This window comes from Streptomyces roseolilacinus, from assembly GCF_014649335.1.
Taxonomy (GTDB): domain Bacteria; phylum Actinomycetota; class Actinomycetes; order Streptomycetales; family Streptomycetaceae; genus Streptomyces; species Streptomyces roseolilacinus.
The window spans coordinates 277849-302588 of record NZ_BMSV01000004.1 but is presented as its reverse complement, the minus strand read 5'-3'; the positions used below and the strand labels follow the sequence as shown (position 1 = coordinate 302588).

Sequence of the window (24740 nt, the reverse complement as noted above, 5' to 3'; positions counted from 1 at the left end):
TCAGCGGGAGGACCACTCCGTGTGGCGGACGACCAGGGCCTCCGTGGTGACGGGGCCGCTCTGCGCGAAGTACAGGGTGAACGGGATCCGCTGGCCGAGCTTCACCGGGTTCCGCAGCTCGACCATCACGTCCGTGCCGTACGGCGTCATCTCCAGCGTTCCCCGCGCCGGCACCTCCGCGGAGGCGACCATCTGCATCCGGGCCGCGGACTCGCCCGCGTCCGCGTCCTGGGACAGCATCGCCGCGTCGACCGCCGGGGACGTCACGGACACCAGCCGGTCGTCGGCGTTGCCGGAGTTCGTCACGGTGAAGACGACCGCCGTCGACTCCCGTCCGGGGAAGGGCTGGAGGAGCCGCGCGTGGGTGACCTCCAGCTCCGCCGGGGTGCCCGCCGCGCCCGCCGCCGTCCAGGCGGTGAGCCCGCCGAGCGCGAGCGCGCTCGCCACGACGGCGGACAGGGCGGGCATGACCGACTCGACCCGGTCGCGCGGGGTCCTCATGCGTGTGCCTCCGAGGTGCGGCGCGCGGTCCTCGCCGGGCGCCCGGGCTGCCAGCCGCGCAGCCGCAGGCTGTTGGTGACGACGATGACGGAGCTCACCGACATGGCGGCCGACGCCACCATCGGGTTGAGCCAGCCGGTCGCCGCGAGCGGGATGGTGACGACGTTGTACCCGAAGGCCCACACGAGGTTCATCCGGATCGTGCCGAGCGTGCGGCGGGCCAGCATCACGGAGTCCGCGACGGCCTCGATGTCCTCCCGGACCAGCGTCACGTCCGCCGCGCCGATCGCCGCGTCCGTACCGCTGCCCATGGCGACGCCCAGGTCCGCGCCGGCCAGGGCGACCGTGTCGTTGACGCCGTCGCCGATGACGGCGACCCGGCGGCCCTCCGACTTCAGTCCGGCGACCAGCGCCGCCTTGTCCTCGGGCGTGCAGCGGGCGTGGACGTCCGCCTCCGGGATGCCGAGCTCCGCCGCGACGGCGCGGGCGGTGGCCTCCCGGTCACCGGTGGCCAGGACGGGCCGCAGGCCCAGCCTGCGCATCCGCTCCACGGCCCGGTACGCGCCCGGCCGCAGCGTGTCGCCGAGCGCGACCACGGCCTGCGTCGTGCCGTCCACCTTGACGAGGACGGGCGTGTGCGCGGCCTCCTCGGCGGCGGTGAGCGCCCCGGCCAGCGGCTCGGGCAGCACCTCGTCGCCGGGCGCGCAGACCTCGACGCGCCACCCCTCGACCCGGCCGGCGACGCCGACCCCGGTCGTGGAGACGAAGTCGGCGACCTGCGGCAGCGCGTCCTCACCGAGGGTCCGGCGCGCGTACGCGACGACGGCCCGGCCCAGCGGGTGGTCGGAGCCCTGCTCCACGGCACCGGCGAGCCGCAGCACCTCGCGCCGCTCGTCGTCGCGGTGCGCCCCGCCCAGCGGGGTGACGCCGGTGACCTTCAGCTTGCCCGTCGTGAGCGTGCCGGTCTTGTCGAGGACGACCGTGTCGACGTTGCGCAGGGTCTCCAGGGCGCGCGGCCCGTTGACGAGGATGCCCAGCTGGGCGCCGCGCCCGGTGGCGGCGAGGAGCGCCGTCGGCGTGGCGAGGCCCAGCGCGCACGGGCAGGCGACGACCAGCACGGCCACCGCGACGGTCACGGCGACCTGCGCGTCGGCCCCGGCGCCCAGCCAGAAGCCCAGCACGGTCACCGCCAGCGCCAGCACGACCGGCACGAACACCCCGGCGACCTGGTCGGCGACGCGCTGCGCCCGGGCCTTGCCGGCGAGCGCGTTCGTCACCAGCTTGGTGATGCGGGCCAGCTGCGTGTCCTCGCCGACCGCGGTCGCCCGGACGAGCAGCATCCCGCCCGCGTTGACGGCGGCGCCGACGGCGGGGGAGCCGGGGCCCACCTCGACGGGGTCGCTCTCACCGGTCACCAGCGACAGGTCGAGCGCCGAGCTGCCCTCGACGACCACGCCGTCCGTGGCGACCTTCTCCCCGGGCCGTACGACGAAGACCTGGCCGACGCGCAGCTGCTCCACCGGGATGCGCCGCTCGCGCCCCGACTTCTCGCAGCGCACCGCCACGTCCTTCGCGGCCAGCTGGGCCAGCGACCGCAGCGCGGCACCGGTGCCGCGCTTGGCGCGCGCCTCCAGGTACCGCCCGGTCAGCACGAACATGGGAACGGCGACGGCCGCTTCCAGGTAGACGTGCGCGACGTCCGCCGACGGGGACGGCAGCAGGCTGAACGGCATCGTCATGCCCGGCACGCCGGCTCCGCCGAGGAACAGCGCGTACGTCGACCAGGCGAACGCCGCGATCGTGCCGAGGGAGACCAGCGTGTCCATCGTGGACGCCGCGTGCCGCAGGCCCCGCGCCGCCTTCACGTGGCACGGCCAGGTGCTCCAGAAGACGACGGGCGCGGTCAGCGCGAAGCACAGCCACTGCCAGTTGCTGAACTGCAGGGCGGGGATCATGGAGAGGGCCAGGACGGGCACGGAGAGCGCGACGGTCACCCACATCCGCTGCCGCTGCGCCGCCTCCTCGGCGGCCGCCTCCTGGTCGCGGCGCTCCTGCCGGGAGCCCTCCGACTCCTCCTCGGCCTTCGGCGGGGCCGGCGGCTCGGCGGTGAAGCCGGAGCGCTCGACGGCGGCGACGAGGTCGGGGACGGTGTACGTCGGCGGGTGCGTGACCCGGGCGGTGTGCGTGGCGAGGTTGACCGACGCGACCACGCCCTCCAGTTTCGCGAGCCCCTTCTCGACGCGGGCGACGCACGCCCCGCACGTCATGCCGCCGATGAGGAGGTCGGTGGTGGTCGTGGCGGGGGCCACGGGTCCGGGCGCGGTCATCGGCTCATCTCCTCCATGTCCATGCCGCCCATGTCCGTCCCGCCGCCACCGCCGGTCATCTCGGCGGGGCTGCTGTTGCCGGGGTGGAGGCCGGGGGCGACGGGCCCGGCGAGCGTTCCGACGGCGTACGACACCGCGAGCAGGGCCACGAGCAGTGCCAGGAACCCGCTCAGGCCCAGGAGCGGCCCGCGCGTCGCGGCGTCCGGGCGGTCGGGCGTGGCCTGTTCGGGCCGGGCATCCTTCATGATGTTCCGCTCCTGAAACAAGCGCCCGCCAGCCACGAATCCCGGTACGGGGGATGGCCCGGACACGCGGCTGACGGGCCGACAAGGGACGGGCCGAACGGGGAAGGTGGTCATTTCCCGCGGCCCGGACACTCATGCTGGCACGAGAATCCGCGGAATCCACCCGACTCGGCGGTGATACCGCACGTGAGTATTCTCCCGTTCCGCGCCGGGAACCCGTGCGTGCCGCGGGCCGACTACCTGGAGAAAGTCTCCGCCGTTTTTCCGGCCAACCACGGCCGCCGACCGTCTGTTTCCGGCCGCGGTGTCCCGAAAGGCCGGGGAACCCGTCGCGTCCCACCTGCGACTATGAAGTACGGAGCCCGCCGTACGGCGGACGTGAAAGGAACGAGCAATGCCGCACGACGAACAGGATGCCGCACGGGTCCGGGAGAAGACGGGCGAGCCGGAGAACCCGTTAACGGGTGGACGCAGTCCGTGGATCCTGGTCGCCATCGCCGGCGCCCTGTCGTTCACGGCAATGCTCGATATGAACGTCGTCAATATCGCGCTGGCCACCATATCCACCGACCTGGACGTCTCCCCGTCGATGGCGCAGTGGGCGGCGCTCGGCTACCAGCTCGCCGTCGTGTCCCTGCTGCTGCCCGCGGGCCGCTGGCTGGACGGCGGGCGGGGCGACGACGGCGGTGGCGTGGGGCTGCGTTCGGCGCTGCTGCTGGCGATATCCGGCTTCTCGCTGTGCGGGCTGCTCGCCGCGCTCGCCCCGTGGATGGCCTGGCTGGCCGTCGCCCGGATCGCGCAGGGCTCCTTCGGCGCGCTCCTGTTCGTCCTCATGCCCGTCCTGGTGATGCGCGCCGTGCCGCCGTCGCTGCGCGGCCGCGCGATGAGCGTGCCCGCGACGCTCGGCCCGCTGGGCGCCGTGACCGGACCGGCCGTCGGCGGTTTCCTGCTGGACGCGTTCGGCTGGCGGGCGGTCCTGCTCGTCAAGCTCCCCGTGTGCCTGGTCGCCCTGTTCGTCGTGGCCCGGGTGCTGCCCCGGCGCGGCCGGCTCGTCGCGCCCGGCCGGCAGCCCCTGACGGACGCGGCGCTCGTCGGTGGCGCCGTCGCCGCGCTGCTCCTCGGTCTCACCCTGGCTCCCGAGGTCCCCGCCTGGCTGCTGCTGGGCCTGGCGGCCGTACCGCTCCTCGTGTGGTGGACGCGCCGTCCCGCCGCCCGCCCGGTCCTCGACGTGGTCCGCGCGTCGGGGGTGGCCGGCGTGTACGGCGCGGTGTTCTCGCTGGCCGCCGGGTTCGCGGCCATGCACTACGTGGTCGCGCTGCGGCTGCAGGACGGCAGCGGCCTCTCCGCGTCCGCGACCGGGCTCACCGTCCTGGCGTTCCCGCTGGCCATGGGCCTGATGGGGCCGGTCGGCGGGCGTCTCGCCGACCGGTACGGGCCGCGGCCCACCGCCGTCACCGGCGCCTGTGTGACCGCGCTCGGCCTGACCCTGCTCGCGTTGAGCGGCGACCACTGGACGCAGACCGACGTGGCCTGGCGGCTCGCCCTCGCCGGCGCGGGCATGGGCCTGTACGGCGGTCCGACGCAGACGCTCGTGATGACCGCCGCGCCGCCCCGGGCGGTGGCCGTCGCCGGATCGCTGGTGCAGCTCTCCCGGAACCTCGGCTTCGCGATGGGCCCCGCGCTGGCCGGCGCCGCGTGGGGCCTGGCGGGCAGGGCGGACGGCTCCCGGTACGGCCTGCTGATCTCCGCGGGCGCCGCCTGGCTGTGCGTCCTGCTCCTCGCCACCCGGCGCCGCACCCCGTCCGCCCGCCCGCCCCGGTCCCCGTCGGGAACCCCGTCCGGGACCCCGGCCCCGGAACCGGCGACCCGCTGAACCCCCGCCCCACAAAGCCGAAAAGCCCCACGGGCGCCGGGAGAACCCGCGCCCGTGGGGCTTGGTCGGTACTCGGGCCACTCCGTGAAGCCGGAAGGGCGCGAGTGCCGGTGAGAACCCGCGCCCGTGAGGCTGGTCGGCACGGGGGAGGGGCAGGGCACCGCATCGGCCGTCCACGAGGCCGAAGTCCGTCGACGTGCGCCTCGCGGTGCCGTGGGCGGGGACGCACCTGAGGGCCCGGGAGGGGGACGGTGCCGTGTTGGGCCGCTCGTGGAGCCGAAGGAGCGCGCGGGTGTCGGACCGGTGGGGGCACGCTTCGTGCGGGGCCGGATCGCCGGGGAGGGGGAGGGTGCCCCCCTGTAGCGCTCGTGGAGCCGAAGGGGCGCGCGGGTGTCGGGAAGACGAGCGCGCGCAGCGCCCCGAGGTACGAGGGGCCGAGCACGGTCGACTTCCCGACATCCGCTCACAGCGCCCCGGAGGCGGAACGAGCCTAAGAAGGCGCGTACCGCCCCGGGGAGAGGATGCCGTCCGGGTCCAGGGCCGCCTTGAGCAGTCCGATCGTCTCCCACGGCGCGGTGTCCCACCCGGTGAGGGACTCCATCGTCTCGACGCCGACGCGGTAGAACCGGAAGCCGTCCTCGTACAGCCGCCGGTGCAGTTCGGTGTTGCAGGCCCGCGCGGCTTCCTCCTGTTCCGGGTCGGTGCGGTCGAAGTACAGGTTGACGACCGATTCGAGGTAGTCGGGGCCGGTCGGGTTCACGGCGATGGCCGGGACGAGGCCGTGGTCCGCGCAGGTCTTCTCGATGACGGCCACCAGGTCCGCGACGGTCCGCCCGTCGACCGCGGCGACCGGCATGCACGCCAGGTAGCCGACGGTGGTCCCGTCGAGGACGTCGGGGTCGGGGGGCGTCTCCTTGCCGGGTACCGACTGGTACAGGCCGTGCAGGAACGCCGTGGTGGGCCGGCCGGTGTGCACGTCGAACATCGCGGTGGTGATCGGGTCGGCGTCGGGGTGCCCGGCGTCCTCCGTGTCGATCACCCGTACGGTCGCGCCCTCGGCGGCCAGGGTGCGCTTCACGTCGGCGACGGCGAGGGCGACCTGCTCCTGCGTACCGTCGACGGCGACGGCTCCGGTCCAGGTCGGTACGCGGTCGCTGTCCGACATGGCGAGGATCCGCTTGTCGTTGAAGATGTGCACGATGGACCGGAGGGTGCCGCGCAGGAACAGTCCGCGCACGGCGTCGACCACGCCGGGCAGCGCCGTCTCGGAGAGGGTGAACATCAGGAGGCGCAGCTGTTCCTGGCGGGGCAGCAGGTCCACCACGGCGGCCGTCACGATGCCCAGGTTCGACTGGACGAACAGCCCGTCGAGCTGCGGTCCGATGCCGTGGGCGTAGTGGTGCAGCTGCCGGGTGCCCGTACCGGCCCACAGGCCGGTGCGCAGCTGCTGCCCGGTGCCGAGGACGACCTCCAGGCCGCGTACCTCGTCGGCGCGGTGGCGGCGGAAGCCCGTGCCGCGTTCCAGGAGGTTGCCGAGGACGGAGGAGTGCGGGGACGAGCCGGTCACGTTGGCGACCAGGTCCGGGGCGTGGGCGGCCAGGTGGTCGGCGAGCTGGAGCTGGGTGACGCCGGGTTCGACGATCGCGTACCGGCCGGCCGTGTCGACCTCCCGGATGCGGTTCATGGCGGACAGGTCGAGCAGGGCGCAGCCGTCCCCCACTGGGAGGCGGGAGCCGAGGCCCCAGTTGAGGCCCGTGCTGTACGGGTGGAGCGGCACCTTCTCCTCGCGGGCGACCTGGACGATCCGGGCCACCTGGTCGGGGTCGGAGGGCCGCAGGACGGCCACCACGCGGCGTGCCGGGAACGCCGAGGTGTTGCGGGAGACCTCCGCCAGGGTGGCCTCGTCGTACGCGATGGCGTCGGGACCGACGATGTCCCGCCATCGCGCGACCGCTCTCTCGTCGCCTTCCCTGTTCTTCTGGCCCATGCGACCCTCACCATTCTGCTGGAACGTCCTGGATGGCACCGCGCGCCGCCGCCCGCCCCGCCCACGGGGGGCGGGACGGACGGCGGGGCGGTTCTTACCGGTGGTACGGGCGGTGCGGTGGTACGGGTGGTGCCTCGGGCGCCGTCGTCGTGCGCCCGGCCGTCAGGCGTGGGAGCCCAGGTCCAGCATCCCGGCGTGCAGCAGCCGCTTCAGGAGCCGCTGCTGGCCCTCGTCGAGCTCCTGGACCAGTTCGTGCCAGAGCACCGGCCCTCCGCGCAGCCGCTCCCACAGGCCGGCCGCTCCGTCGCGCTCGTCCAGGCCGCGGATCTGCGGCCCCTCCGGGTCGTCGGTGAAGCCGAACCGGTGTGCGGCGAGCGTCCGGTCGAGCGGCGACTCGACGAGGTCGCCGTTGCGGACCGGGTCGGCCCAGTAGTCGGCGATGGCCTTCTGCTCCTCCTCCGGCATGAGGTCCGGGTTCGGCGGGATGGCCGCCTTGAAGCCGGGGATGTCCAGCGCCGGGCCCTGGAGGACGGTGACGTTCTCCTTGAGGGCCACCTTCGTCTCGGCGTCCAGCCGCAGGTCGTTGGCCTCGGCGTAGGCGGTCATGAACGGGCCGTTCACGTCGAGCGCCGCCAGGCCCTCGCCCTGCGTCAGCACCTGGAGCAGGTCGGGGGTGAAGGCCGTGTTGAGCAGCGCCTGGAACGTCGCCTCGTGGCTGGGGCCCGCCGGGCCCTCGGTGCCGCGGCTGTTCCAGTACACGCTCTCCGGGTTGTCCTTGCCGATGGCGTAGTACCACTGGTCGATGGAGAGCGCGAACGACGACGCCATGCCGTGCCACTCGGTGTCGTAGTCCCGCCACATGCCCCGCACCTCGTCCTCGCTGAGGCCCTCGCGGCGGGTCTCGCGGATCAGCGCGGCGGCGGCGCGGGCCTGGTTGGTGGCGAAGGCGACGCCGGAGGAGAACAGCGGGTCGACGAAGTACGAGGCGTCACCGAGGAGGATCCAGCGTCCCTCGTAGTCCGAGAACTTGTCATTGATCATCGAGTAGTTGGTCGCGGTCAGCATCTTGTTGTCGACCGGGGTGACGTCCTGGATCAGGTCCTTGAGCCTCGGGACCTCCTTGACCGTCCGGAGGAAGACCTCCGGGTCGGTGAAGTCGGTGCCCGGCTGCTTGAGGATGCCGGGGTCGGTGACGATGCCGATGGAGTGGGTGGTCACCCGCTCCCCGTTGATGATCTTCCGGACGGGGATGTACCAGCACCAGCCGTCGCGGAAGGCGAAGCAGCCGATCGGGGACATGTCCCCGTCGCGGAAGATGTTCCAGTCGCCTTCCAGCGTCTGCGTCGACTTGCCGCCGAGGTAGTGCTGCCAGATGGCGATGTTCCGGTAACCGGACAGCCACTCGCGGCGCTTCTTGGTGACGATGCTGTTGCGGCGGCCCGAGGCGTCGACGAAGAACCCGGCGCGGACCGTGCGGCCGTCCTTGAGGGTGATCTCCTGGCCCTGGCCGTCGGGCAGCAGCGTGCAGTCCGAGACGGCCGTGCCCTCGAACACGTCGGCGCCCAGGTCGCGGGCGTGGTCCAGCAGGATCTTGTCGAATTCGGAGCGGTTGACGTGGATCGCCCAGCGGTAGGCGCCGTCGCGGACGGTGTTGGAGTGGTCGAAGAAGGCGACGTGCGGGTCCTCCGCGCGCCACTGGAAGATGCCTCCGTACTTCTTCACCCAACAGTCGCTGGCCAGGACCTTCTCCAGCGCCCCGGTCTCCTCCAGGACGGGTATCAGCGGGTGGGCGAAGGACTCCCCGATGTGCTCGCGCGGGAAGTCCTCCTTCTCGAACACGGCCACGCTGAGGCCGCCCTGCCGCATGAGCAGTGCGGCGAGGGACGACCCGCCCGGGCCGCCACCCATGATCACCACGTCGTAGTACGGTCGCATCAAGTCTCGCCTCTCGTTGTCCGGGGTGGTTCGGATGGTGCGAGTGGTGCTGGTGGTACTGGTGGTACTGGCGGTGCTCACAGGACGTGCACGCGCCGCAGATGGCGCGGCGAGCCCTGGGTGAACGCGGTACGGCCGTGCACCAGTGCGTGGTTGTCGGTGATGACGAAGTCACCGTCCTCCCACGCGTGCTCGTACATCACGTCCGGGGAGTACAGGCGCTCCTTGATGTCGGCGAAGAACGCCTCCGCGTCGGTGCCCTCCGGCAGCCCGTCCACGTCGAGGAAGAGCGGGCTGAGGAACTCCTCGGGCGCCAGCGGCTCGGCGTACCGGATAGTCGGCACGCCGGTGTGCGGGTGCGGCTGCACGAGCCGGGCGGTGATGTGTCCGCCGTAGTGCGCCGTCTTCTCCTTGCGGTAGGTGACGCTCAGCGCCTCCCACTGGGCGCGCTTCTCGGCGGGCAGCGCGTCCAGGACCATCGTGGTGTCGCAGAACGTCGTCCGGCCGCCGGTGCCGCGGGCCGGCGCCTTCACGCACTGGAAGATCTGGTGCGTGGGCGTCTTCTCCGCGAACGCCCCGTCCCAGTGGTACGGCACGGGACCCGGGGTGAACACGTAGTCCTTGGGGTCGGCGTGGACCTCCAGGTCGAGGACCTCGCCGAAGTTCCAGGACAGCAGGTCGCCCCAGCGCCGCGCGTACGCGACGAGCTCGTCCTTGTGGGTCCAGGACCGGAACCGGCGCAGGACGACGACGCGGTGCTCGCCGACGAGCGCGCGGACGGCCTCCAGGTCGATCGAGCCGAGGTCGGTCCCTTCCTGACGGGCTTCGACGACGGCGCCGAACGGCTTGAGGGCGGTGACGGTGTACGCGGTCATGACGCGACCTCCTCGATCAGCGGCTTGAGGGATGACGAGACGTTCGGGGCGATGTAGTGGCTGACGCGGCCGCCGCGCATGACGAGCGTCGCGCCGAGTTCCTCGGCCTCGTGGCGCTTGACGAGGCGCACGCCCTCGCCGTCGTCGAGCGCCACACCGTGCCAGGGGGTCATCCAGTTGTCCTTCGTCCGCATCATGTGGATGCCGATCTTGGAGGAGTGGCTGACCTGGGGGTGGATGGAGAGGCGCAGCGCCTCGGGGAAGAAGTCCTCGACGAGGCTGCTCCACGCGTCGCTGCGCTGGATCACCTGGTACGCCAGGGACTTGGTCTCCTCGCGGACGCTGTTGCGGCTGCGGCCGGTGCTCAGGGCCATCCGGTCCTCGAACAGGAACCGGTGGATGCCGCCGAAGATGCTCCGCGCGGCCGGGACCTCCAGGGCGCGGGCGCGCACCTCCTCGACGGGGACGGCGTACTGGCTGGTGAGCATGGCCCGCTGCTCGTCGTACGGGAAGCCGGGGAACGCGTCCTCCAGCCCGTAGGTGTTGATCGCGTCCGCGCCGATCGCCCCGAGCAGGACGTCCAGTTCGGCCCCGTACGCGTGGACGGTCTCGTCGGGGACGCCGACGAGGTCGCTGAAGACGTGGCCGTCGGAGCAGATGGTGATGCGCGCGCCCGGCTCGTAGCAGTGGCGGGTGTAGTCGCACAGCTCCTGGAGGAACTCCAGGGACACCCGCTCCGCCATGTCCGGGAGCGTGCCGAGCACCTTCTCCGGGTTGGGCGACTTGGCGGGGAACGCCGGGATCACGAAGTGGATGGGAACGCCCTGTTCGATGAAGTGCTCGACCTTCGGCCGGTGCAGCGCGAAGCACTCCTCGCACGTCCCGGCGGCGCAACTGCTGTCGGCCGGGGTGTGGGCGAGGCGGCGGAACGAGAAGACCAGGCGGAGAATGTCGTCCGCGGGTGAACCGGACATCGTTCCCTCCTTGAGGGATAAGTGGGGTTCGGTCATCGGATCGCGTGGAACTGGATGCGCACGGTGCGCGCGGTGGACTCCAGCGCGTCGAGACGGGACAGCTCCAGATCCGGGGCCTGGGCGGGACCCGGCCGGCCGTATCCGAAGCTCACCCAGGCCGCGGGCATGCTGGCGGCGCGGGCGGCGGCGAGGTCGTGGCGGCTGTCGCCGACCATGAGGCCGGCCGTGCCGCCGGCCAGTTTCAGCGCGTGGTGCAGGGGTTCGGGCGACGGCTTGCGCCCGGCCGGACCGTCCCCCGTGACGACCGCGTCGAAGCAGCCGTCGAGGTGCAGGGCCTTGAGCAGCTCGCCGGTGACGCCGCCGGCCTTGTTGGTGCACAGCGCGGTGCGGACACCCGCCGCGCGCAGCCGCTCCAGCAGCGCCGCGGCGCCCGGGTACGGCCGGGAGTCCTCGGCGGGCGAGGCGGCGTAGCCGGTCAGGTACGCCTCCTGGGCGCGGGCCACGACGGCGGGGCCCACGGCGCGCCCGGACTTGCGTACGGACGCGTCGACCAGCGCCGTCCCCCCCTCGCCCACCCGGTCCCTGACCTCAGCGCGGGACAGGGTCGGGAGGCCGTGGTCACGCAGTGCCGTGTTCACCGCGCGGACGATGTCGTCCAGTGTGTCGACCAGGGTGCCGTCGAGATCGAAAAGGACTGTGTCCACGGTCCGGAAGCCGGTTTCCGTGGTTTCCGTGCGCGTAGTGATGTCGGCCTCAATTCCTCGGTGCGGGGGCGGAGCCGGCGGAATTGCCAATACCGCCTGAAGGTCTGTTTCCGGCCACGACGGAGGAGCGGCCCGGCAGGCGTATGTCAAAGGGGCGCGCCGGGCGTGTCGGCGGTGTGTCCGGGAAGAGCGAAAGGGACGCCGAGGCGTCCCGCGTGCATGCTGAACAACCCAGCTGAGCTGGGCGGATGTGCAAGTGGAATGTCAAGGGGTGTGGTTCATCATCGTTTTACGATCTGTCGACCCGTAAAACGTGGAGCCCCCTCGGGTGGTGCTGCCCGAACTGGGCATGAAACACCAACCTGAAGCCCATCCTCTTGGTGATCCTGGGCTTTTGTCAAGAGTCGTCCGCCGGCACCACCGGGCGGGAACGGATTGGTATCGACCTGGTAGCCCGGACCCTCAGGCTCATTGATGCTGTCGTCATACGCCTGCAGAGGATGCCCTATGCCATGTGCCTCTATTCCTGCCTATAGCACGAGCGCGCAGGTGACCCGCCGGCGGATCACCAAGAACCTGGTGACCCTTGGAGAGCTGTACAACGAACTCACCCACTCCCTGACCTCGGCCCGACCCTCACGGGGGGTGGTCGAGCGGGTCCGGGAACGCGGCACCCCCGGCATCCCGCTCAACAGCAGGGCCGTCGACACCAGGGATCGCATCCGCAGGGTACTGGCGAGCTGGGCCGCCGTGGTCCGGGAGGGGCGGGGCGTCCAGGCCCCGACCCGCAACACCGTCGCCCTGCTGGCCTTCCTCAGCCACCACTCCGGATGGCTGGCCGGTCACGAGGCGGCGGAGGACCTCGTGGCCGAGACCGACGAACTGGTCAAGTCCGCCTGGGGCGTGCTGTCCGGGCGCACCGACCGGCACATGGTGATCGGGCCGTGCGTACGGCCCGGCTGCCGGGGCACGCTCGTCGCGCACCTCGGCTCCGGCGCGTCGCCCTCGCCGTCCGGCCGGGCCGCGATCACGTGCACCGTCGAGCGCGGGCACACCTGGACGCCGGAACTGTGGCACACCCTGCACGAGGCGCCGCCGCGCGCGGGGCGCGGCACGACGGGGCTGACCGCGCAGGACATCGCCGCCGGCTGGCGCATCGCCTCCGGCACGGTGTACTGGCTGGCCAACACGCACCGCTGGCGGCGCCGCAAGAACGGCCGCCAGGTCTACTACGACCGCGACGACGTCCTCGCCACCATGCGCGCCCGGACCGCCGCTCCCCAGGAAGCCCGCTGACCTCCCTGCCCGCGGGCCGTCGCCCACCGCCCACCGCGGGTCCCGGCCGGTGGTGAGCGGTCGTCCCTCACCCGAGGACCCCGCCGGGGGCGCGCCCCCCGGGACGCGGGGGCTCCCCCCGGGGCGAGCCGGTCCGGGGTCCCGGGGGAGGGCGGCCCCGGCCGGGGCGACGGCCGCGGCACGGCGGGAGGTCACGGGGCCACCGCGGTGGTGACGGGGGAGGCCACCGCCGCGGGGGAGCGGTGGTCGAAGGCGATCAGCGGGTCACCCGTCAGGGGGTGCTCCAGCACCGCGGCCCGCACCCCGAACACCTCCGCCAGCAGCTCCGGGGTCAGCACCTCCCGCGGCGTCCCCGACGCCACCACCCGGCCCCGGTGCAGCACGTGCAGCCGGTCGCACACCGAAGCCGCCGCGTTCAGGTCGTGCAGCGACACCAGCGTCGTCCGCCGCTGCTCCCGCAGCAGCGCCAGCAGTTCCACCTGGTGCAGGACGTCCAGGTGGTTCGTCGGCTCGTCCAGCACCAGCACGTCCGGGTCCTGCGCCAGCGCGCGCGCCAGCAGCACCCGCTGCCGCTCGCCCCCGGACAGCGTCGAGAACGACCGGCCCCGCGCCGCCCCCATCCCGACCCGCTCCAGCGCCCCCGCCACCACGGCCCGGTCGGTCGCGTCCTCCCCGGCGAACGGCCTCTTGTACGGGGTGCGGCCCATCATGACGATGTCACCGACCGTCAGTTCGAAGTCGCTGGTCCGCTCCTGCGGCAGCGCCGCCACACACCGCGCCGCCTGCACGGGCGTCAGCTCCCACACGTCGCGCCCGTCGACCAGCACCCGGCCGGCCGCCGGCCGCAGGTGCCGGTACACGGTGCGCAGCACGCTCGACTTGCCGCTGCCGTTCGGCCCGACGAGTCCCGCGATCTCACCGTCCGCGGCGATCAGGTGGACCCCCGACACGACGGCCCGCCCCGCGTAGGCGACGCTCAGCTCCTCGATGGCGATGTTCACGCGTTCCTCCCGAGCCGCCGGTCGAGCAGGTACAGCAGCGCGGGCGCGCCGATCAGGGAGGTGACGACGCCGACCGGCAGCTCCTGCGTGTCCAGCGCCGTACGGCACACGATGTCGACGACGACGAGCAGCACCGCCCCGAACAGCGCCGACACGGGAAGGAGCCGCCGGTGGTCCGCGCCGACGAGGAGCCGGCAGGCGTGCGGGACCATCAGGCCGACGAAGGCGATCGCGCCGGACACGGCGACGAGCACCCCGGTCAGCACGCTGGTCACCACGAACAGTTCGCGCCGCAGCCGCGCCGGGCTCACCCCGAGCCCCGCGGCCGTCTCGTCGCCCATCATCATCGTGTTCAGCGCCCGGGCCCGCGCCATGAGCAGCAGCAGCGCCACCGGCACGGCCGCGGCCGGCACCGCGAGGGTCTCCCAGCCGGCCCCGCCGAGGCTGCCCATCAGCCAGAACAGCACGCCCTGCGTCTGCTGCTCGTCCCCGGCCTGCAGGACGAGGTAGCTGGTGAAACCGGTCAGGAACTGCCCCAGGCCCACCCCCGCCAGGACCAGCCGCAGCGGCGAGAAACCGCCCCCGCGCCGGGCGATCAGCCACACCAGGGCGAACGTGGCCAGCGCCCCGACGAACGCGGCGCCCGACGTCCCGAGCCCGAGCGCGCCGCCCGTGCCCAGGCCCAGCACCAGCGCGCCCACCGCGCCGAGCGACGCGCCGGAGGAGATGCCGAGCAGGTACGGGTCGGCGAGCGGGTTGCGGACCAGGGCCTGCACCGCCGTGCCGACGAGGCCGAGTCCCGCGCCGACGACGGCGGCCAGCAGGGCGCGGGGGAGGCGCAGCTGCCAGACGATCAGGTCCGACGTGCCCGGCCGGGGCGCCTCCCCGGACAGCCGCCGCAGCACCACCGACCACACCTCGCGCGGAGGTACGTCCGTCGACCCCCACGCCACGGCGAACGTGAGCGCGGCGAGCAGCGCCACACCCAACACCGCGGCGAGGACCCCGGCCCGCACGTGCCGGACCCCGGGCGCCCTGCCAGGCGTGTGGTCCGGTCCCGTGCGGGCGGGGGTGGTCTGCGCGTCGGCCTCCACTATCGGCATTACCGTCCGGCCTTCACCTTGCTCGGGTACAGCGTCGCGGCGATCTTCTCCACGGTGTCGGCGTTGCGCACCCCGGCGATGGTCGTCACCTCGGAGCCGATCCGCAGGTACCTGCCCTCCTTGACGGCCTTGAGGCCGCGCGTCGCCGCGTTGCCCTCCAGCCAGGCGCGGGCCTCGTCGAACGCCTTCTCGGTGGCGGCGGCGCTGCCCCGGTTGCGGACGGCCAGCTGGATCCAGTCCGGGTCGGCGGCGACCACGTCCTCCCAGCCGACCTGCTTGAACGTGTCGTCGCAGTCGGCGAAGACGTTCCGGGCGCCCGCCAGCGTGATGACCGCGTTCGCGACCTGCCGGTTGCACACCGCGACGGGCTGCTTGGTGCCGGCGTCGTAGTCGAAGAGGAAGTACGTGGGCCGGTCCTCCTCCGACGTCGGGCCGACGGCCTTCCGGACGGCCTCGACCTTCCGGTTCATCCCCGCGACGAGTTCCGCCGCCTTGTCGGCCGTACCCGTCACGGCGCCGAGGGTCCTGATGTCCTCGGTGACCGCGGTGAGGTCGGTCACGGGGCCCTTCGCCCCGGCGGCGCACGCCGTCGACTTCAGGTACATGCGCGTGATGCCGGCCGCCCGGAGCTCCTCGGCGGTCGGCTGGTCGCCCATGCCGTGCCCGCCGCCGCGCACCGTGGCGAACGTGTCGACGTACAGGTCGGCGCCGGAGCCGAGCAGCTTCTCCTTCGGGATGACGGTCTCGCTCAGGACCGGGACCTCCTGCGCCCGCGCGTCCAGCTCCCCCGGGAGGGTGCCCTTGCCGGGCGGGAAGCCGGTGCCGACGACCTTGTCACCCGCGCCGAGCCGCAGCAGCAGCTCCAGCGCGGAGGAGTTGCTGGTGACGATCCCGCGGGGCGCGGCCCCGACCGTCGTACGGCCGCCCTCGCAGTCCGTCACCTCCACGGGGAATCCCGCGGCGGCCTCCCCGCCCCCGGACGCGCCGGCGGACGACGAGGAGCCGCCGCCGTCCGCTCCGCAGCCGACCGCGGCGAACGCCAGGACGGCCGCGACACCGCACCACACGCGAGGTTGCCTCACCACTGCTGACCCTTCCTTGCCGTTCGGGCCGAAGAACGACCCCGGACAAGTAGTCGGCGCGGCTTCCCCCGGAGTTCCCGGCGGGTTCGCCCGGCTGCGGAAACTCTCCCCGCGCGGCCCCCTGCGCGGGGCGGCCGTTCGATTACAGTGCTGCGCCGGAGCCACGTCGTGGGGGAGGGCCTCTCGGTGAGTACCACAGCGGCAGCCGTCTGGGGCCGGGTCGAGCAGCAGGACTACCGCGCCCGGGTGCGGGGCTGCCTGCTCGGCGGGGCCGTCGGCGACGCCCTCGGCGCCTGCGTGGCCCGCCTGCCCGTCGAGGCCATCCGCGAGGCCCACGGCGCCGACGGGATCACCGACCTGGCGTCGGCCCACGGGCGGCGCGGCGCCGTCACGTACGCGACGCAGCTCGGCCTGTTCACCGTGGACGGGCTGATCCGCGCCCAGGTGCGCCGCGACACGGGCGCCTGGCACCCGCCGACCGACCTGCACCGCGCGTACCTGCGCTGGGCGGCGACCCAGCGGGACTGGGGGCCCGACGAGCGGCGCAAGGACAACGGCTGGCTCGCCGCCCAGGAGTGGCTGTACGCCCGCCGCGACCCGGCCCGCGCCTGCCTGACGGGTCTCGCCGACGAGGTGCCGGGCACCCCGGCCGCGCCGAAGAACCCGGGCGCGCGGGACGCGGGCGCGCTCGTCCGGTCCGCGCCGTTCGGGCTGCTGGTCGGGTGGGAGCCGCACCTGGTGTGCCAGCTCGCCGTGGAGGGCGCGACGCAGACCCACGGCCACCCCGTCGCGTACCTGTCGGCCGGCGCGTACGCGGTGGTGGTGCACGGGGTGGCGCGCGGCCAGGACATCGAGTCGGCGGTGCGGGCCGCGGCGGCGCAGCTGGCCTCCCGGCCCGGCCACGAGCCGGTCACCGGCGCCCTGGAGCGGGCCGCGGCCGCCGTGCGCCAGGGGGCGCCCTCCCCGGACCGGATCGCGTCGCTGGGCGACACGGACGGGGAGTCGGCGGAGGACGCCCTGGCGATCGCCGTGTACTGCGCCCTGGTCGGCGAGGACGTACGGCACGGGCTGCGGCTGGCCGTGAACCACGACGGCCCGTCGGAGGTGACGGGCGCGCTGACGGGCGCCCTGCTGGGGGCCCTGCACGGCGAGACCGCCCTGCCGCCGGCCTGGCTGGCCGAACTGGAGGGGCGGTCCACCCTGCTGGAGCTGGCCGACGACTTCGCGATGGAGATGACGCAGGGCCCGGCGCTGCACGGCCCGTCGGCGGCCTCGCCGGGCTGGCTGGCCCGCTACCCGCGCGGCTGAGCGGCGGGGGCGGGGGCGTCCTCGGGCGCGTCCGTGTTGATCCGGTCGAGCACGGCGTCCCGCTCCGGGGTGTCCTCCGGCTTGAGGAAGCCGACGAGGACGTAGAGGACGAGCGAGGTGGCGACCGGCGACACGATCTGGATCTGCAGCTCCACGCCGTCCAGGCCGTAGTTGGTGAGCCAGAACGCGAACAGCCCGGCGGCCCAGGAGACGAGCGCGGCGGTCGGCCCGGACCGGCGGAAGGCGCGCAGCATGCCGAGCATGAACGGGATCGCGATGGGCCCCATCAGCCCGGCCACCCACTTGATGACGACGGTGATGATGTCCTTGAACGCGGGCGAGTTGACCTGGGTGGCGATGGCCATGGAGAGCGCCAGGAACGCGACGGTCGACCAGCGCGCCGCGAGCAGCCCGGCCCGGTGCGTCCAGGTGCGGGCGGACTTCGACAGGACGGGCGCGATGTCGCGGGTGAAGACGGCGGCGATGGCGTTGGCGTCGGAGGAGCACATCGCCATCGTGTGGGAGAAGAACCCGACGATGACCAGGCCGAGCAGCCCGTGCGGCAGCAGCTGCTCGGTCATCAGGGCGTACGAGTCGGAGGCGTCCGGCTTCTCCGGGGTGATCAGCAGCGGCGCGACCCACATGGGGAAGAACAGCACGAGCGGCCAGACCAGCCACAGCACGGACGACAGCCACGCGGACCGGGTGGCCGCGCGGGCGTCGGGCGTGGCCATGTAGCGCTGGGCCTGGTTCCACATGCCGCCGTTGTACTCGAAGGTCTTGATGAAGAGGTACGCGAGCAGGAACGTCATCGTGTACGGGCCGGCGGTCGGCTCGGCGTGCCCCTGGAGCTCGGGCCGGTCCCAGACGGTCCACAGGGCGCTGACCCCGCCGAGCTCGGCGAGGACCGCGACGAGCATGGCGATGCCGGCGAAGAACTGGATGACGAACTGGCCGAGTTCGGTGAGCGCGTCGGCCCACAGCCCGCCGACGGTGCAGTAGACGCCGGTGACGACGCCGGTGATGAGGATGCCCTGGTTGAGGGAGATCCCGGTGAAGACGGAGAGCAGGGTCGCGATGGCCGCCCACTTGGCGCCCACGTCGACGATCTTCAGCAGCACCCCGGACCAGGCGAGGGCCTGCTGGGTGCGCAGGTCGTAGCGGTTCTTCAGGTACTCCAGGGGCGAGGCCACGCGCAGCCGGGAGCGCAGCCGGTTGAGCCGGGGCGCGAACAGCTTCGCCCCGATGGCGATGCCGATGGCGATGGGGAAGGACCAGGTGACGTACGAGGTGATGCCGTAGGTGTAGGCGATGCCGGCGTAGCCGGTGAACATGACGGCGCTGTAGCCCGACATGTGGTGGGAGATGCCGGACAGCCACCACGGCATACGGCCGCCCGCGGTGAAGAAGTCCCCGACGTCGTCGATGCGTTTGTGCGACCAGAGGCCGATCGCCACCATGACGCCGAAGTAGCCGATGAGCACGGCCCAGTCGAGACTGTTCATGTGCCCCCTCCAGGGGTCCGCTTTGTGAACGCCACGCCACTTCGCCAGTGCGGTGTAGGCAAGCGGTTTCCCCCGTGCGGGAGCGGGGGATTCCCCGGGATTGAACCGTCCGTTCGAAGGGTCGGTCAACCCCTTTCGAAATCAAGGATGTGAACGCAGGTCACCAAGTGGAACTACTTTACTCGTTCTTGACCATTGGGGTCGTTGTCGTCGGCGCGCGGCCCGGCGGACGATGTCCGGGCGCTTCGTCAGGGCTCACATGGCCGTGCACGCACGACGACGGCCGCGCGGGATGCGGGTCCCGTGCGGCCGAGAAGAGGAGGGGAGCGGGAGCGGGGGTACGGGCGGGGGAGGGGTGCGGAACGGGCGCCGGGGTCCGGGCGGGGAGGCGGGACCGGCGGCGCCGCTCACGGGCCACCCTTCCGGGTACTCACCGGTATGTCGACCGCCCGTACGGAAAGGTCCGGAAAAGGAACCGGCAAGGAACCGGCAAGGGCGGAGCCGGCGGGCCCGGTGACGGGGCCGGCACCCCGGTGGAGGGGCCGGCCACGGGACGAGCCCCCTCGGCCGGGACGGCGGACCAGTCGAGAGGGCTCATGCGTGGCGCGGGAGGGGCGCCGGGCTCAGAGGGAGCCGGTGCTCACCTCGCTGACGAACGCGTTCCACGCGTCCGGAACGAACGTGATCGACGGGCCCGCAGGGACCTTCGAGTCGCGGACCGCGATCGACGCGACGACGGGGGACTTGACCTCGACGCACGCGCCGTTCCCGCCGGAGTACGAGGACTTCGTCCAGGTGTCCGTGGCGCCCTGAATAATGGCCATGATCTAGCTCCGGTTCTGGCTGGTGGTGGCTGGCTGGCAGCCACGCCAACCCCTCAGGCTGGCGTGATCGACGCTACCCGCCCAACCTCCGTGCCCGGCATCGCCGTTCACTCGACCGGATGGCATGTCCCGGGATGCTCTTCCGCTCGGCGGTGGCCGAGGTGTACGGTGCCGGTCCCCCCGGTGACGTATCCGTCAATCCCGGTTGAACCCCGGCAAGGCGGGCGGTTCGCTCTCCGCGTGGTCCTTCGCGATCCGCGCCATGAACCGCCGGCTCTGCTCCACCCCCAGCGCCTGGGCGCGCAGGTGCTCGTACATCACCGTGTACCGCTGCACGTCGTTCGGCTTCTCCAGGTACAGGTCGCTGGTGACGCCCTTGATGTAGACGACGGAGGAGTCGGTCGCCTCGGGGAACTCCAGGATCGCGTAGTGCCCGCTCATGCCCGTGTGCGCGCCCATCTCGAACGGCATCACCTGCACGGTGACGTGGGGCAGGTGCGAGTGCTCGATCAGCGCCTCCAACTGCGCCACCATCAGCTCGCGGCTGCCGACGACCCGGCGCAGCGCGCCCTCGTCGATCACCGCCCAGAGCCGCAGCGGCTTCTCCGCGTCGTTGATCCGGTCCTGGCGGCGGGTGCGGACGTTCACCCGCTTGTCGATCTCCGCGGCGGGCGCCTCCGGGAGCGCGCCGGTGATGACGGCCTGCGCGTACGACCGGGTCTGCAGCAGCCCGGGCACGATCTGCGGCTCGTACACGCGCAGCGACGCGGCGTCCGTCTCCAGGCCGATGTACACGCTGTACGGGATGTCGCCGAAGGCGTGCCACCATCCTTGCTGTCGCGAATCCTTCGCCATCTGCATGAGCGAGTCGACGATCCGCCGGTCCTCGACCTCGTAGACCCCGCACAGGTCGCGCACGTCGCGCTGGCTGATCGAACGGCGTCCGTTCTCCAGGCGGCTGATCTTCGACTGCGAGACCAGCAGGCGCTCCGCCACCTCCTCCGCCGTCATGCCCTTCTGTTCACGCAGCCGGCGGAGCTCCATGCCCAGTCTGCGTCGCCTGACGGTGGGGTTGACATTGGACGCCACGGGAACTGCACCTCCGGCTGCCTGGCTGCTGGCATCGCACTGCGTGTCTACTGCTCAGCAGACTGCCACCAAAGGGCGTGCCGCGCTGGAGAATTGCCACACGGGTGAGCGACCGCGAACGCGCGGGACGGCCGGTGGCCGCCCCGCGCGCCCGATACGACACCCGACCCGGCCCGTGGGGGCCCGGTGGGACGAAGGCGCCGCGCGTGGGCGTGGCGCCACCCCTGCGGGCGGTGTCGAGGTGCGGTGCTGTGTCGTGCGGTGCTCGTGGTGCTGTGCGGCGCGGTGCCGCCGCGGTGCTCGTGGTGCTGTGCGGCGCGGTGCCGCCGCGGTGCTCGTGGTGCTGTGCGGCGCGGTGCCGCCGCGGGCCCGCCGGAGCGCTCGGGGGTGTCGAGGCTCAGCGGGCGGCGACGCGGGCCATGGCACCCGGCCCGGGTCGCGAGGGGGACCGCATCGGTTCCGCGGCGGCCTGGCGGCCGGCGCCTCCCGGTGCGGCGGTACGGCGCGGCTGTGCGCCCACGCCGTTCTGGACGTCCATCACGGCGTGCGCCACGAGGCCGCCCATGGGGTCGTGCCGGATCAGGTCCCGGAGCCGGGAGCGCGACGAGCGCCCCTCGTTCCCGGGGTACAGGTGCTTGCCGAGACCCACCGCGTGCGCGAGCGCGGCCAGTGCGGCGGTCCGCGGGTCCGGCGGCACGCCGGTGCGGATCGCGCTGTCCAGCCGGGACCTGATCTCCCGGCTGATGGCCGTGTCCGTCGCCTGGTAGCGGGTCGTCGGCAGTACCCCGCACATCTGGCTCTCGACGGCATGGACCATGCCGCACCGCTCCAGGTGCGAGAGATACGTCTGACGCAGCCCCAGTCGGGGCCCGCCTATCCAGTGGACGGCCCGTACCGGACTGCCGCGCCTGCGCAGCAGTTCCAGTGCGGAGTCCAGCGTCGGATCTCCTGTCGGCCGTGGCATCACCACGGCGATACGATCCCCGTCAGGGGCTATCCGTCCTGCCAGAGCCAGCTCCACTAGCTGTGCTCCGGCGAGACCGAGGTCGAGCGACTGCGGCTGCGCTGTGGTACCCGTGGCCGGGTCCAGAGCGAGCAGCAGAAGCTCCTCCGGAAGTGTTCTGCGGCTCCTGCCCATCCATGCCTCCCCGCGTGGATGAATGACAGGGTGACCCCTCTCACATTCATCTGTCGAGAGCGCCTGGGTGCTTCGTGCGGGAACCGGTAGGTATGTCGTTCTCGTCTTGCACGGGGGCCGAGGGCTCACACAGGACACTGGTACATGGTTCGGACAACGCGTTGGTTGAGGAGGCACGGTGGCGGGCGAGTCCCCCGACAAGTCGGAGCAGCGTAGGTCTCCGGGGGAGACGGCTGCGGGCGGCCGCGATCCGCGGCTCACCGCCTTCGGTGGCGCGGCCCCGGCCGGGGTGGACCAGCCGACGGCGGTCTTCAAGGCCCCCAAGCCGTCCACGGAGACGGTGGAGCCGCGGCCCTCGACGTCCTCGAAGCCCGCACTGGTCGCCCAGCGTCAGGAAGCCGTGACGGTCGAGCCGGCGGAGACCTCGGAGGAATCCACCCCCGAGACCGCCGAACCCACCGAGCCCGCCACCCCGTCCCGCGGGACCGCCTCCGCCGGGGCGTCCGGCGCGTCGCGTGCGGCGGACGGCGCCGGTACGGCGGCGGCCTCCGGGTCGTCCCGTCGCCCGGGCGGTTCCGCGGCGGGCGCGGCCCCCGACTCCGACGAGACGGCCCCGGACGACTCCGACGCCGCTGAGACGCCCGACGAGGACGAAACGGACACGGCGTCCGAGGGCGGACGGGACGGGGCGGCCCCCGCTGCCTCCGCCACGTCCGGTGACGCCGACGCCCCCGCGGAGGCCGACGCGGACACCGAGTCCGAGGAGCCGCGTGCCGCGGAGGGCCCCACGGCCGCCACCCGGACGTCGAAGGCGCCCGGGACCGGGACCTCCGACGTGTCGGAGCCGGCCCGTGACGCCGAGGCGGACGCGGCCGAGGACGCCGAGGATGCCGGGGATGCCGGGGACGCCGAGATGCCCCGGAAGTCCGGCGAGTCCTCGGCCCCCGAGCCTGACTCCGACTCTGACTCCGAGAGCGACTCCGAGGGCGACTCCGGATCCGAGGGCGAGTCCGGGTCCGACTCCGAGGGCGACGCCGAGCCGGGCTCTCGGGCCGGTTCCGGGGCCGGGTCCGTGGACCAGCCCACCGCCGTGTTCAAGGCCCCGGGGAAGCGCACCCCCGCCGTCGACCAGCCCACCACCGCGCTCAAGATGCCCCCGGCCGAGACCGGGGCGAAGCAGACCGAGGCGAAGCCGTCCGACGGGAAGCCGGCGGCTGGGAAGTCGACCGGCGGGAAGCCAGCGGACGGGAAGCCGGTCGACGGGAAGCCGGTCGACGGGAAGTCGACGGACGCGCAGCCGACCGACGGGAAGCCGGTCGACGGTAAGCCCGCGCCCAAGTGGGCGGCCGCCGGTGCGGACGGTGACGGCAAGCGTCCCGGCCGGCTCGTGCCGCTGCGCTCCGACGACATCCGCCCCGCCACGGCCACGCGCACCGCGGAGGCCGACGGGGCGGACTCCGCCCCCGCCGCGCGCGCCGGCGCCACGGCGGCCGGCGCCGGCTCCCGTACCGCGCCCGCCAAGGGGGCCGGCGCCTCCCTCGGCGGTGACGCCGAGGTGACCGCCGCCGTCACCCCGCCGTCCCTCACCGAGGCGGAGCGGACCAAGCAGCAGCCGATGCCGCCGCGTCCGCCGCTCGACCTGCTGGCGGAGCTGACGAACACGCCGCCCCCGCCGGAAACCCCGATCCGCACGCTGGTCCGCCGCGTCAAGATCTGGTCGCCGCTGGTCGCCCTCCTGGTGATCGTCTTTGCGACCGTGCAGTTGCTCCGCCCGCTGCCCGCCCCGTCGCTGGCGCTGTCCACCGACGCCGCGTACACCTTCGAGGGCGGCGAGCTGAAGATGCCGTGGCCCACCGAGGGCCAGGGCGCCGTCGAGGTCGAGGGCGTCGGGATCGTCGGCACGTACGGGCCGCAGAAGCCCGCGCCGACCGCGAGCGTCGCCAAGGCGATGACGGCGTACGTGATCCTCCGCGACCATCCGATCAAGGACAAGGACGCCGGCCCGACGATCGAGATCGACCAGAAGACGGAGGACCAGGCGAGCAATCCCGACTGGTCCACCGCGCCGGTCGAGAAGGGCCAGAAGTACACGCAGGGCCAGCTGCTCCAGCTGCTGATGGTCCGCTCCGCGAACAACGTCGCCCACCTGCTGGCACGTTGGGACGCGGGTTCGGAGGTGGCGTTCATCAAGAAGATGAACGCCACCGCCAAGGACCTCGGCATGACCGACACGGTGTACACGGACGCGAGCGGCTTCGACAAGGGCACCGTCTCGACGCCGAAGGACCAGCTGAAGCTGGCGAAGGCGGCCATGAAGTCCGAGGTGTTCCGCAAGATCGTCGACATGCCGAACGTGAACCTGCCGCAGATCGGCCGGCAGCTGGAGAACGGCAACACCATCCTCCTCAAGGACGGTGTCAGCGGCATCAAGACCGGCACGTCCACCCCGGCGGGCGGCAACCTCCTGTGGTCCGCGAACACGGTCGTCGACGGCGAGGTGCGGCGCGTCATCGGCGTCGTGATGAACGTCAAGTCCGGTGCGACGCTCTCCGAGAAGACGAAGCTCGCCGTCGAGACGTACAGCTACGGCCTCATCAAGGCCGCGCAGGGCGGCGTCGTCTCGGCGACGGCGGTGAAGAAGGGCGACGTCGTCGGGTACGTCGACGACGGCCTCGGCGGCCACACCCCGGTCGTCGCGACGAAGGACCTGAAGCCGGTCGGCTGGGCGGGCCTGGAGGTCGAGCTGAAGCTGACCGCCGGCAAGGACGGCAAGGGCGGGCTGCCGAGCACGGCCGCCGCGGGCACGGTCGTCGGCGAGCTGGCGGTCGGCTCCGGCACGGGCCGGGTCAGCGTGCCCGTCGCGCTCCAGCGGGGCCTGGAGGAGCCGGGCTTCGGCGCGAAGCTGACGCGCGTCGGCTGACGCGCACCACACCACACGGCGCGGGGGCGTCCCGGACACCGGGGCGCCCCCGC

At 73.0% G+C, this 24740-nt stretch carries 19 protein-coding genes; 4 read left to right on the top strand and 15 right to left on the bottom strand.

Annotated elements, in window-relative coordinates:
• Genes IE106_RS11550 through IE106_RS11540 form a run of 3 tightly spaced genes read right to left on the bottom strand, consistent with a single transcriptional unit; the run spans position 1 to position 3073 of the window.
• Positions 1–501 (bottom strand): copper chaperone PCu(A)C, encoded by a 501-nt coding sequence (locus IE106_RS11550; RefSeq protein ID WP_189532672.1) that lies wholly within the window; start codon positions 499–501, stop codon positions 1–3.
• Positions 498–2828 (bottom strand): heavy metal translocating P-type ATPase, encoded by a 2331-nt coding sequence (locus tag IE106_RS11545; protein WP_189532671.1) that lies wholly within the window; start codon positions 2826–2828, stop codon positions 498–500. The genes IE106_RS11550 and IE106_RS11545 overlap by 4 nt, the downstream gene beginning before the upstream one ends.
• Positions 2825–3073 carry a hypothetical protein gene (locus IE106_RS11540; protein WP_229840292.1) on the bottom strand — a complete coding sequence of 83 codons (249 nt, stop codon included), beginning with the start codon at positions 3071–3073 and terminating at the stop codon, positions 2825–2827. The genes IE106_RS11545 and IE106_RS11540 overlap by 4 nt, the downstream gene beginning before the upstream one ends.
• 394 nt (positions 3074–3467) lie before the next feature.
• Between IE106_RS11540 and IE106_RS11535 the strand changes: the two genes are divergently transcribed.
• The gene (locus IE106_RS11535) at positions 3468–4946 is read left to right on the top strand and encodes an MFS transporter (RefSeq protein WP_189532669.1); all 1479 of its coding nucleotides are present in this window, start codon (positions 3468–3470) and stop codon (positions 4944–4946) included.
• 490 nt (positions 4947–5436) lie between these two features.
• Here IE106_RS11535 and IE106_RS11530 read toward each other — a convergent pair whose 3' ends face one another.
• From IE106_RS11530 to IE106_RS11510, 5 genes are all read right to left on the bottom strand, one after another.
• Positions 5437–6933, bottom strand: coding sequence for an FAD-binding oxidoreductase (locus IE106_RS11530; RefSeq protein ID WP_189532667.1), 1497 nt, complete (start codon positions 6931–6933; stop codon positions 5437–5439).
• A gap of 162 nt (positions 6934–7095) precedes the next feature.
• Positions 7096–8868: an NAD(P)/FAD-dependent oxidoreductase gene (locus tag IE106_RS11525; protein ID WP_189532664.1), complete on the bottom strand. Its 1773-nt coding sequence runs from the start codon at positions 8866–8868 to the stop codon at positions 7096–7098.
• 77 nt (positions 8869–8945) lie between these two features.
• Positions 8946–9743 carry a TauD/TfdA dioxygenase family protein gene (locus IE106_RS11520; protein WP_189532662.1) on the bottom strand — a complete coding sequence of 266 codons (798 nt, stop codon included), beginning with the start codon at positions 9741–9743 and terminating at the stop codon, positions 8946–8948.
• Complete coding sequence (locus tag IE106_RS11515; RefSeq protein WP_189532659.1) at positions 9740–10717, bottom strand: L-tyrosine/L-tryptophan isonitrile synthase family protein; 978 nt, start codon at positions 10715–10717, stop codon at positions 9740–9742. Before IE106_RS11515 ends, IE106_RS11520 begins: the two co-directional genes overlap by 4 nt.
• A 32-nt stretch (positions 10718–10749) precedes the next feature.
• Entirely contained in the window at positions 10750–11421 is a 672-nt protein-coding gene (locus IE106_RS11510; RefSeq protein ID WP_189532657.1) for an HAD family hydrolase, read from the bottom strand.
• Between the two features lie 549 nt (positions 11422–11970).
• Between IE106_RS11510 and IE106_RS30275 the strand changes: the two genes are divergently transcribed.
• Complete coding sequence (locus IE106_RS30275) at positions 11971–12717, top strand: helix-turn-helix domain-containing protein (RefSeq protein WP_229840291.1); 747 nt, start codon at positions 11971–11973, stop codon at positions 12715–12717.
• 191 nt (positions 12718–12908) lie between these two features.
• On the opposite strand, the gene IE106_RS11500 is transcribed toward IE106_RS30275, so the two are convergent.
• The 3 genes from IE106_RS11500 to IE106_RS11490 are packed head-to-tail and all read right to left on the bottom strand — an operon-like array spanning position 12909 to position 15903.
• Positions 12909–13718, bottom strand: coding sequence for an ABC transporter ATP-binding protein (locus tag IE106_RS11500; protein ID WP_189532656.1), 810 nt, complete (start codon positions 13716–13718; stop codon positions 12909–12911).
• Positions 13715–14821, bottom strand: a complete 1107-nt coding sequence (locus IE106_RS11495; protein ID WP_189532653.1) for a FecCD family ABC transporter permease — start codon at positions 14819–14821, stop codon at positions 13715–13717. Before IE106_RS11495 ends, IE106_RS11500 begins: the two co-directional genes overlap by 4 nt.
• Positions 14821–15903 carry an ABC transporter substrate-binding protein gene (locus IE106_RS11490; RefSeq protein WP_229840289.1) on the bottom strand — a complete coding sequence of 361 codons (1083 nt, stop codon included), beginning with the start codon at positions 15901–15903 and terminating at the stop codon, positions 14821–14823. Before IE106_RS11490 ends, IE106_RS11495 begins: the two co-directional genes overlap by 1 nt.
• Positions 15904–16089: 186 nt before the next feature.
• Between IE106_RS11490 and IE106_RS11485 the strand changes: the two genes are divergently transcribed.
• The gene (locus IE106_RS11485) at positions 16090–17211 is read left to right on the top strand and encodes an ADP-ribosylglycohydrolase family protein (protein WP_189532651.1); all 1122 of its coding nucleotides are present in this window, start codon (positions 16090–16092) and stop codon (positions 17209–17211) included.
• Here the strand turns inward: IE106_RS11485 and IE106_RS11480 are convergent.
• From IE106_RS11480 to IE106_RS11465, 4 genes are all read right to left on the bottom strand, one after another.
• On the bottom strand, positions 17196–18716 hold the full coding sequence (locus IE106_RS11480; RefSeq protein WP_189532649.1) for a sodium:solute symporter family protein: 1521 nt from the start codon (positions 18714–18716) through the stop codon (positions 17196–17198). The genes IE106_RS11485 and IE106_RS11480 overlap by 16 nt on opposite strands.
• A gap of 623 nt (positions 18717–19339) precedes the next feature.
• Positions 19340–19540 carry a DUF397 domain-containing protein gene (locus IE106_RS11475; RefSeq protein ID WP_189532646.1) on the bottom strand — a complete coding sequence of 67 codons (201 nt, stop codon included), beginning with the start codon at positions 19538–19540 and terminating at the stop codon, positions 19340–19342.
• 195 nt (positions 19541–19735) lie between these two features.
• Entirely contained in the window at positions 19736–20629 is an 894-nt protein-coding gene (locus tag IE106_RS11470) for a helix-turn-helix domain-containing protein (RefSeq protein WP_189532644.1), read from the bottom strand.
• A 397-nt stretch (positions 20630–21026) separates the two neighbouring features.
• On the bottom strand, positions 21027–21767 hold the full coding sequence (locus IE106_RS11465; RefSeq protein WP_189532642.1) for a GOLPH3/VPS74 family protein: 741 nt from the start codon (positions 21765–21767) through the stop codon (positions 21027–21029).
• 178 nt (positions 21768–21945) lie between these two features.
• Here IE106_RS11465 and IE106_RS11460 point away from each other — a divergent pair, with 178 nt between their 5' ends.
• On the top strand, positions 21946–24687 hold the full coding sequence (locus IE106_RS11460) for a D-alanyl-D-alanine carboxypeptidase family protein (protein WP_189532641.1): 2742 nt from the start codon (positions 21946–21948) through the stop codon (positions 24685–24687).
• The last annotated feature ends 53 nt before the right edge of the window (positions 24688–24740 follow it).

Bases quoted from the DNA above. Each gene is read 5' to 3' on its own strand.
- IE106_RS11480 (WP_189532649.1), bottom strand. From the start codon at position 18,716: ATGAACAGTCTCGACTGGGCCGTGCTCATCGGCTACTTCGGCGTCATG.
- IE106_RS11520 (WP_189532662.1), bottom strand. From the start codon at position 9,743: ATGACCGCGTACACCGTCACCGCCCTCAAGCCGTTCGGCGCCGTCGTC.
- IE106_RS11475 (WP_189532646.1), bottom strand. From the start codon at position 19,540: ATGGCCATTATTCAGGGCGCCACGGACACCTGGACGAAGTCCTCGTAC.
- IE106_RS11530 (WP_189532667.1), bottom strand. From the start codon at position 6,933: ATGGGCCAGAAGAACAGGGAAGGCGACGAGAGAGCGGTCGCGCGATGG.
- IE106_RS11550 (WP_189532672.1), bottom strand. From the start codon at position 501: ATGAGGACCCCGCGCGACCGGGTCGAGTCGGTCATGCCCGCCCTGTCC.
- IE106_RS11495 (WP_189532653.1), bottom strand. From the start codon at position 14,821: ATGCCGATAGTGGAGGCCGACGCGCAGACCACCCCCGCCCGCACGGGA.
- IE106_RS11540 (WP_229840292.1), bottom strand. From the start codon at position 3,073: ATGAAGGATGCCCGGCCCGAACAGGCCACGCCCGACCGCCCGGACGCC.
- IE106_RS11525 (WP_189532664.1), bottom strand. From the start codon at position 8,868: ATGCGACCGTACTACGACGTGGTGATCATGGGTGGCGGCCCGGGCGGG.
- IE106_RS11535 (WP_189532669.1), top strand. From the start codon at position 3,468: ATGCCGCACGACGAACAGGATGCCGCACGGGTCCGGGAGAAGACGGGC.
- IE106_RS11515 (WP_189532659.1), bottom strand. From the start codon at position 10,717: ATGTCCGGTTCACCCGCGGACGACATTCTCCGCCTGGTCTTCTCGTTC.
- IE106_RS11545 (WP_189532671.1), bottom strand. From the start codon at position 2,828: ATGACCGCGCCCGGACCCGTGGCCCCCGCCACGACCACCACCGACCTC.
- IE106_RS11465 (WP_189532642.1), bottom strand. From the start codon at position 21,767: ATGGGCAGGAGCCGCAGAACACTTCCGGAGGAGCTTCTGCTGCTCGCT.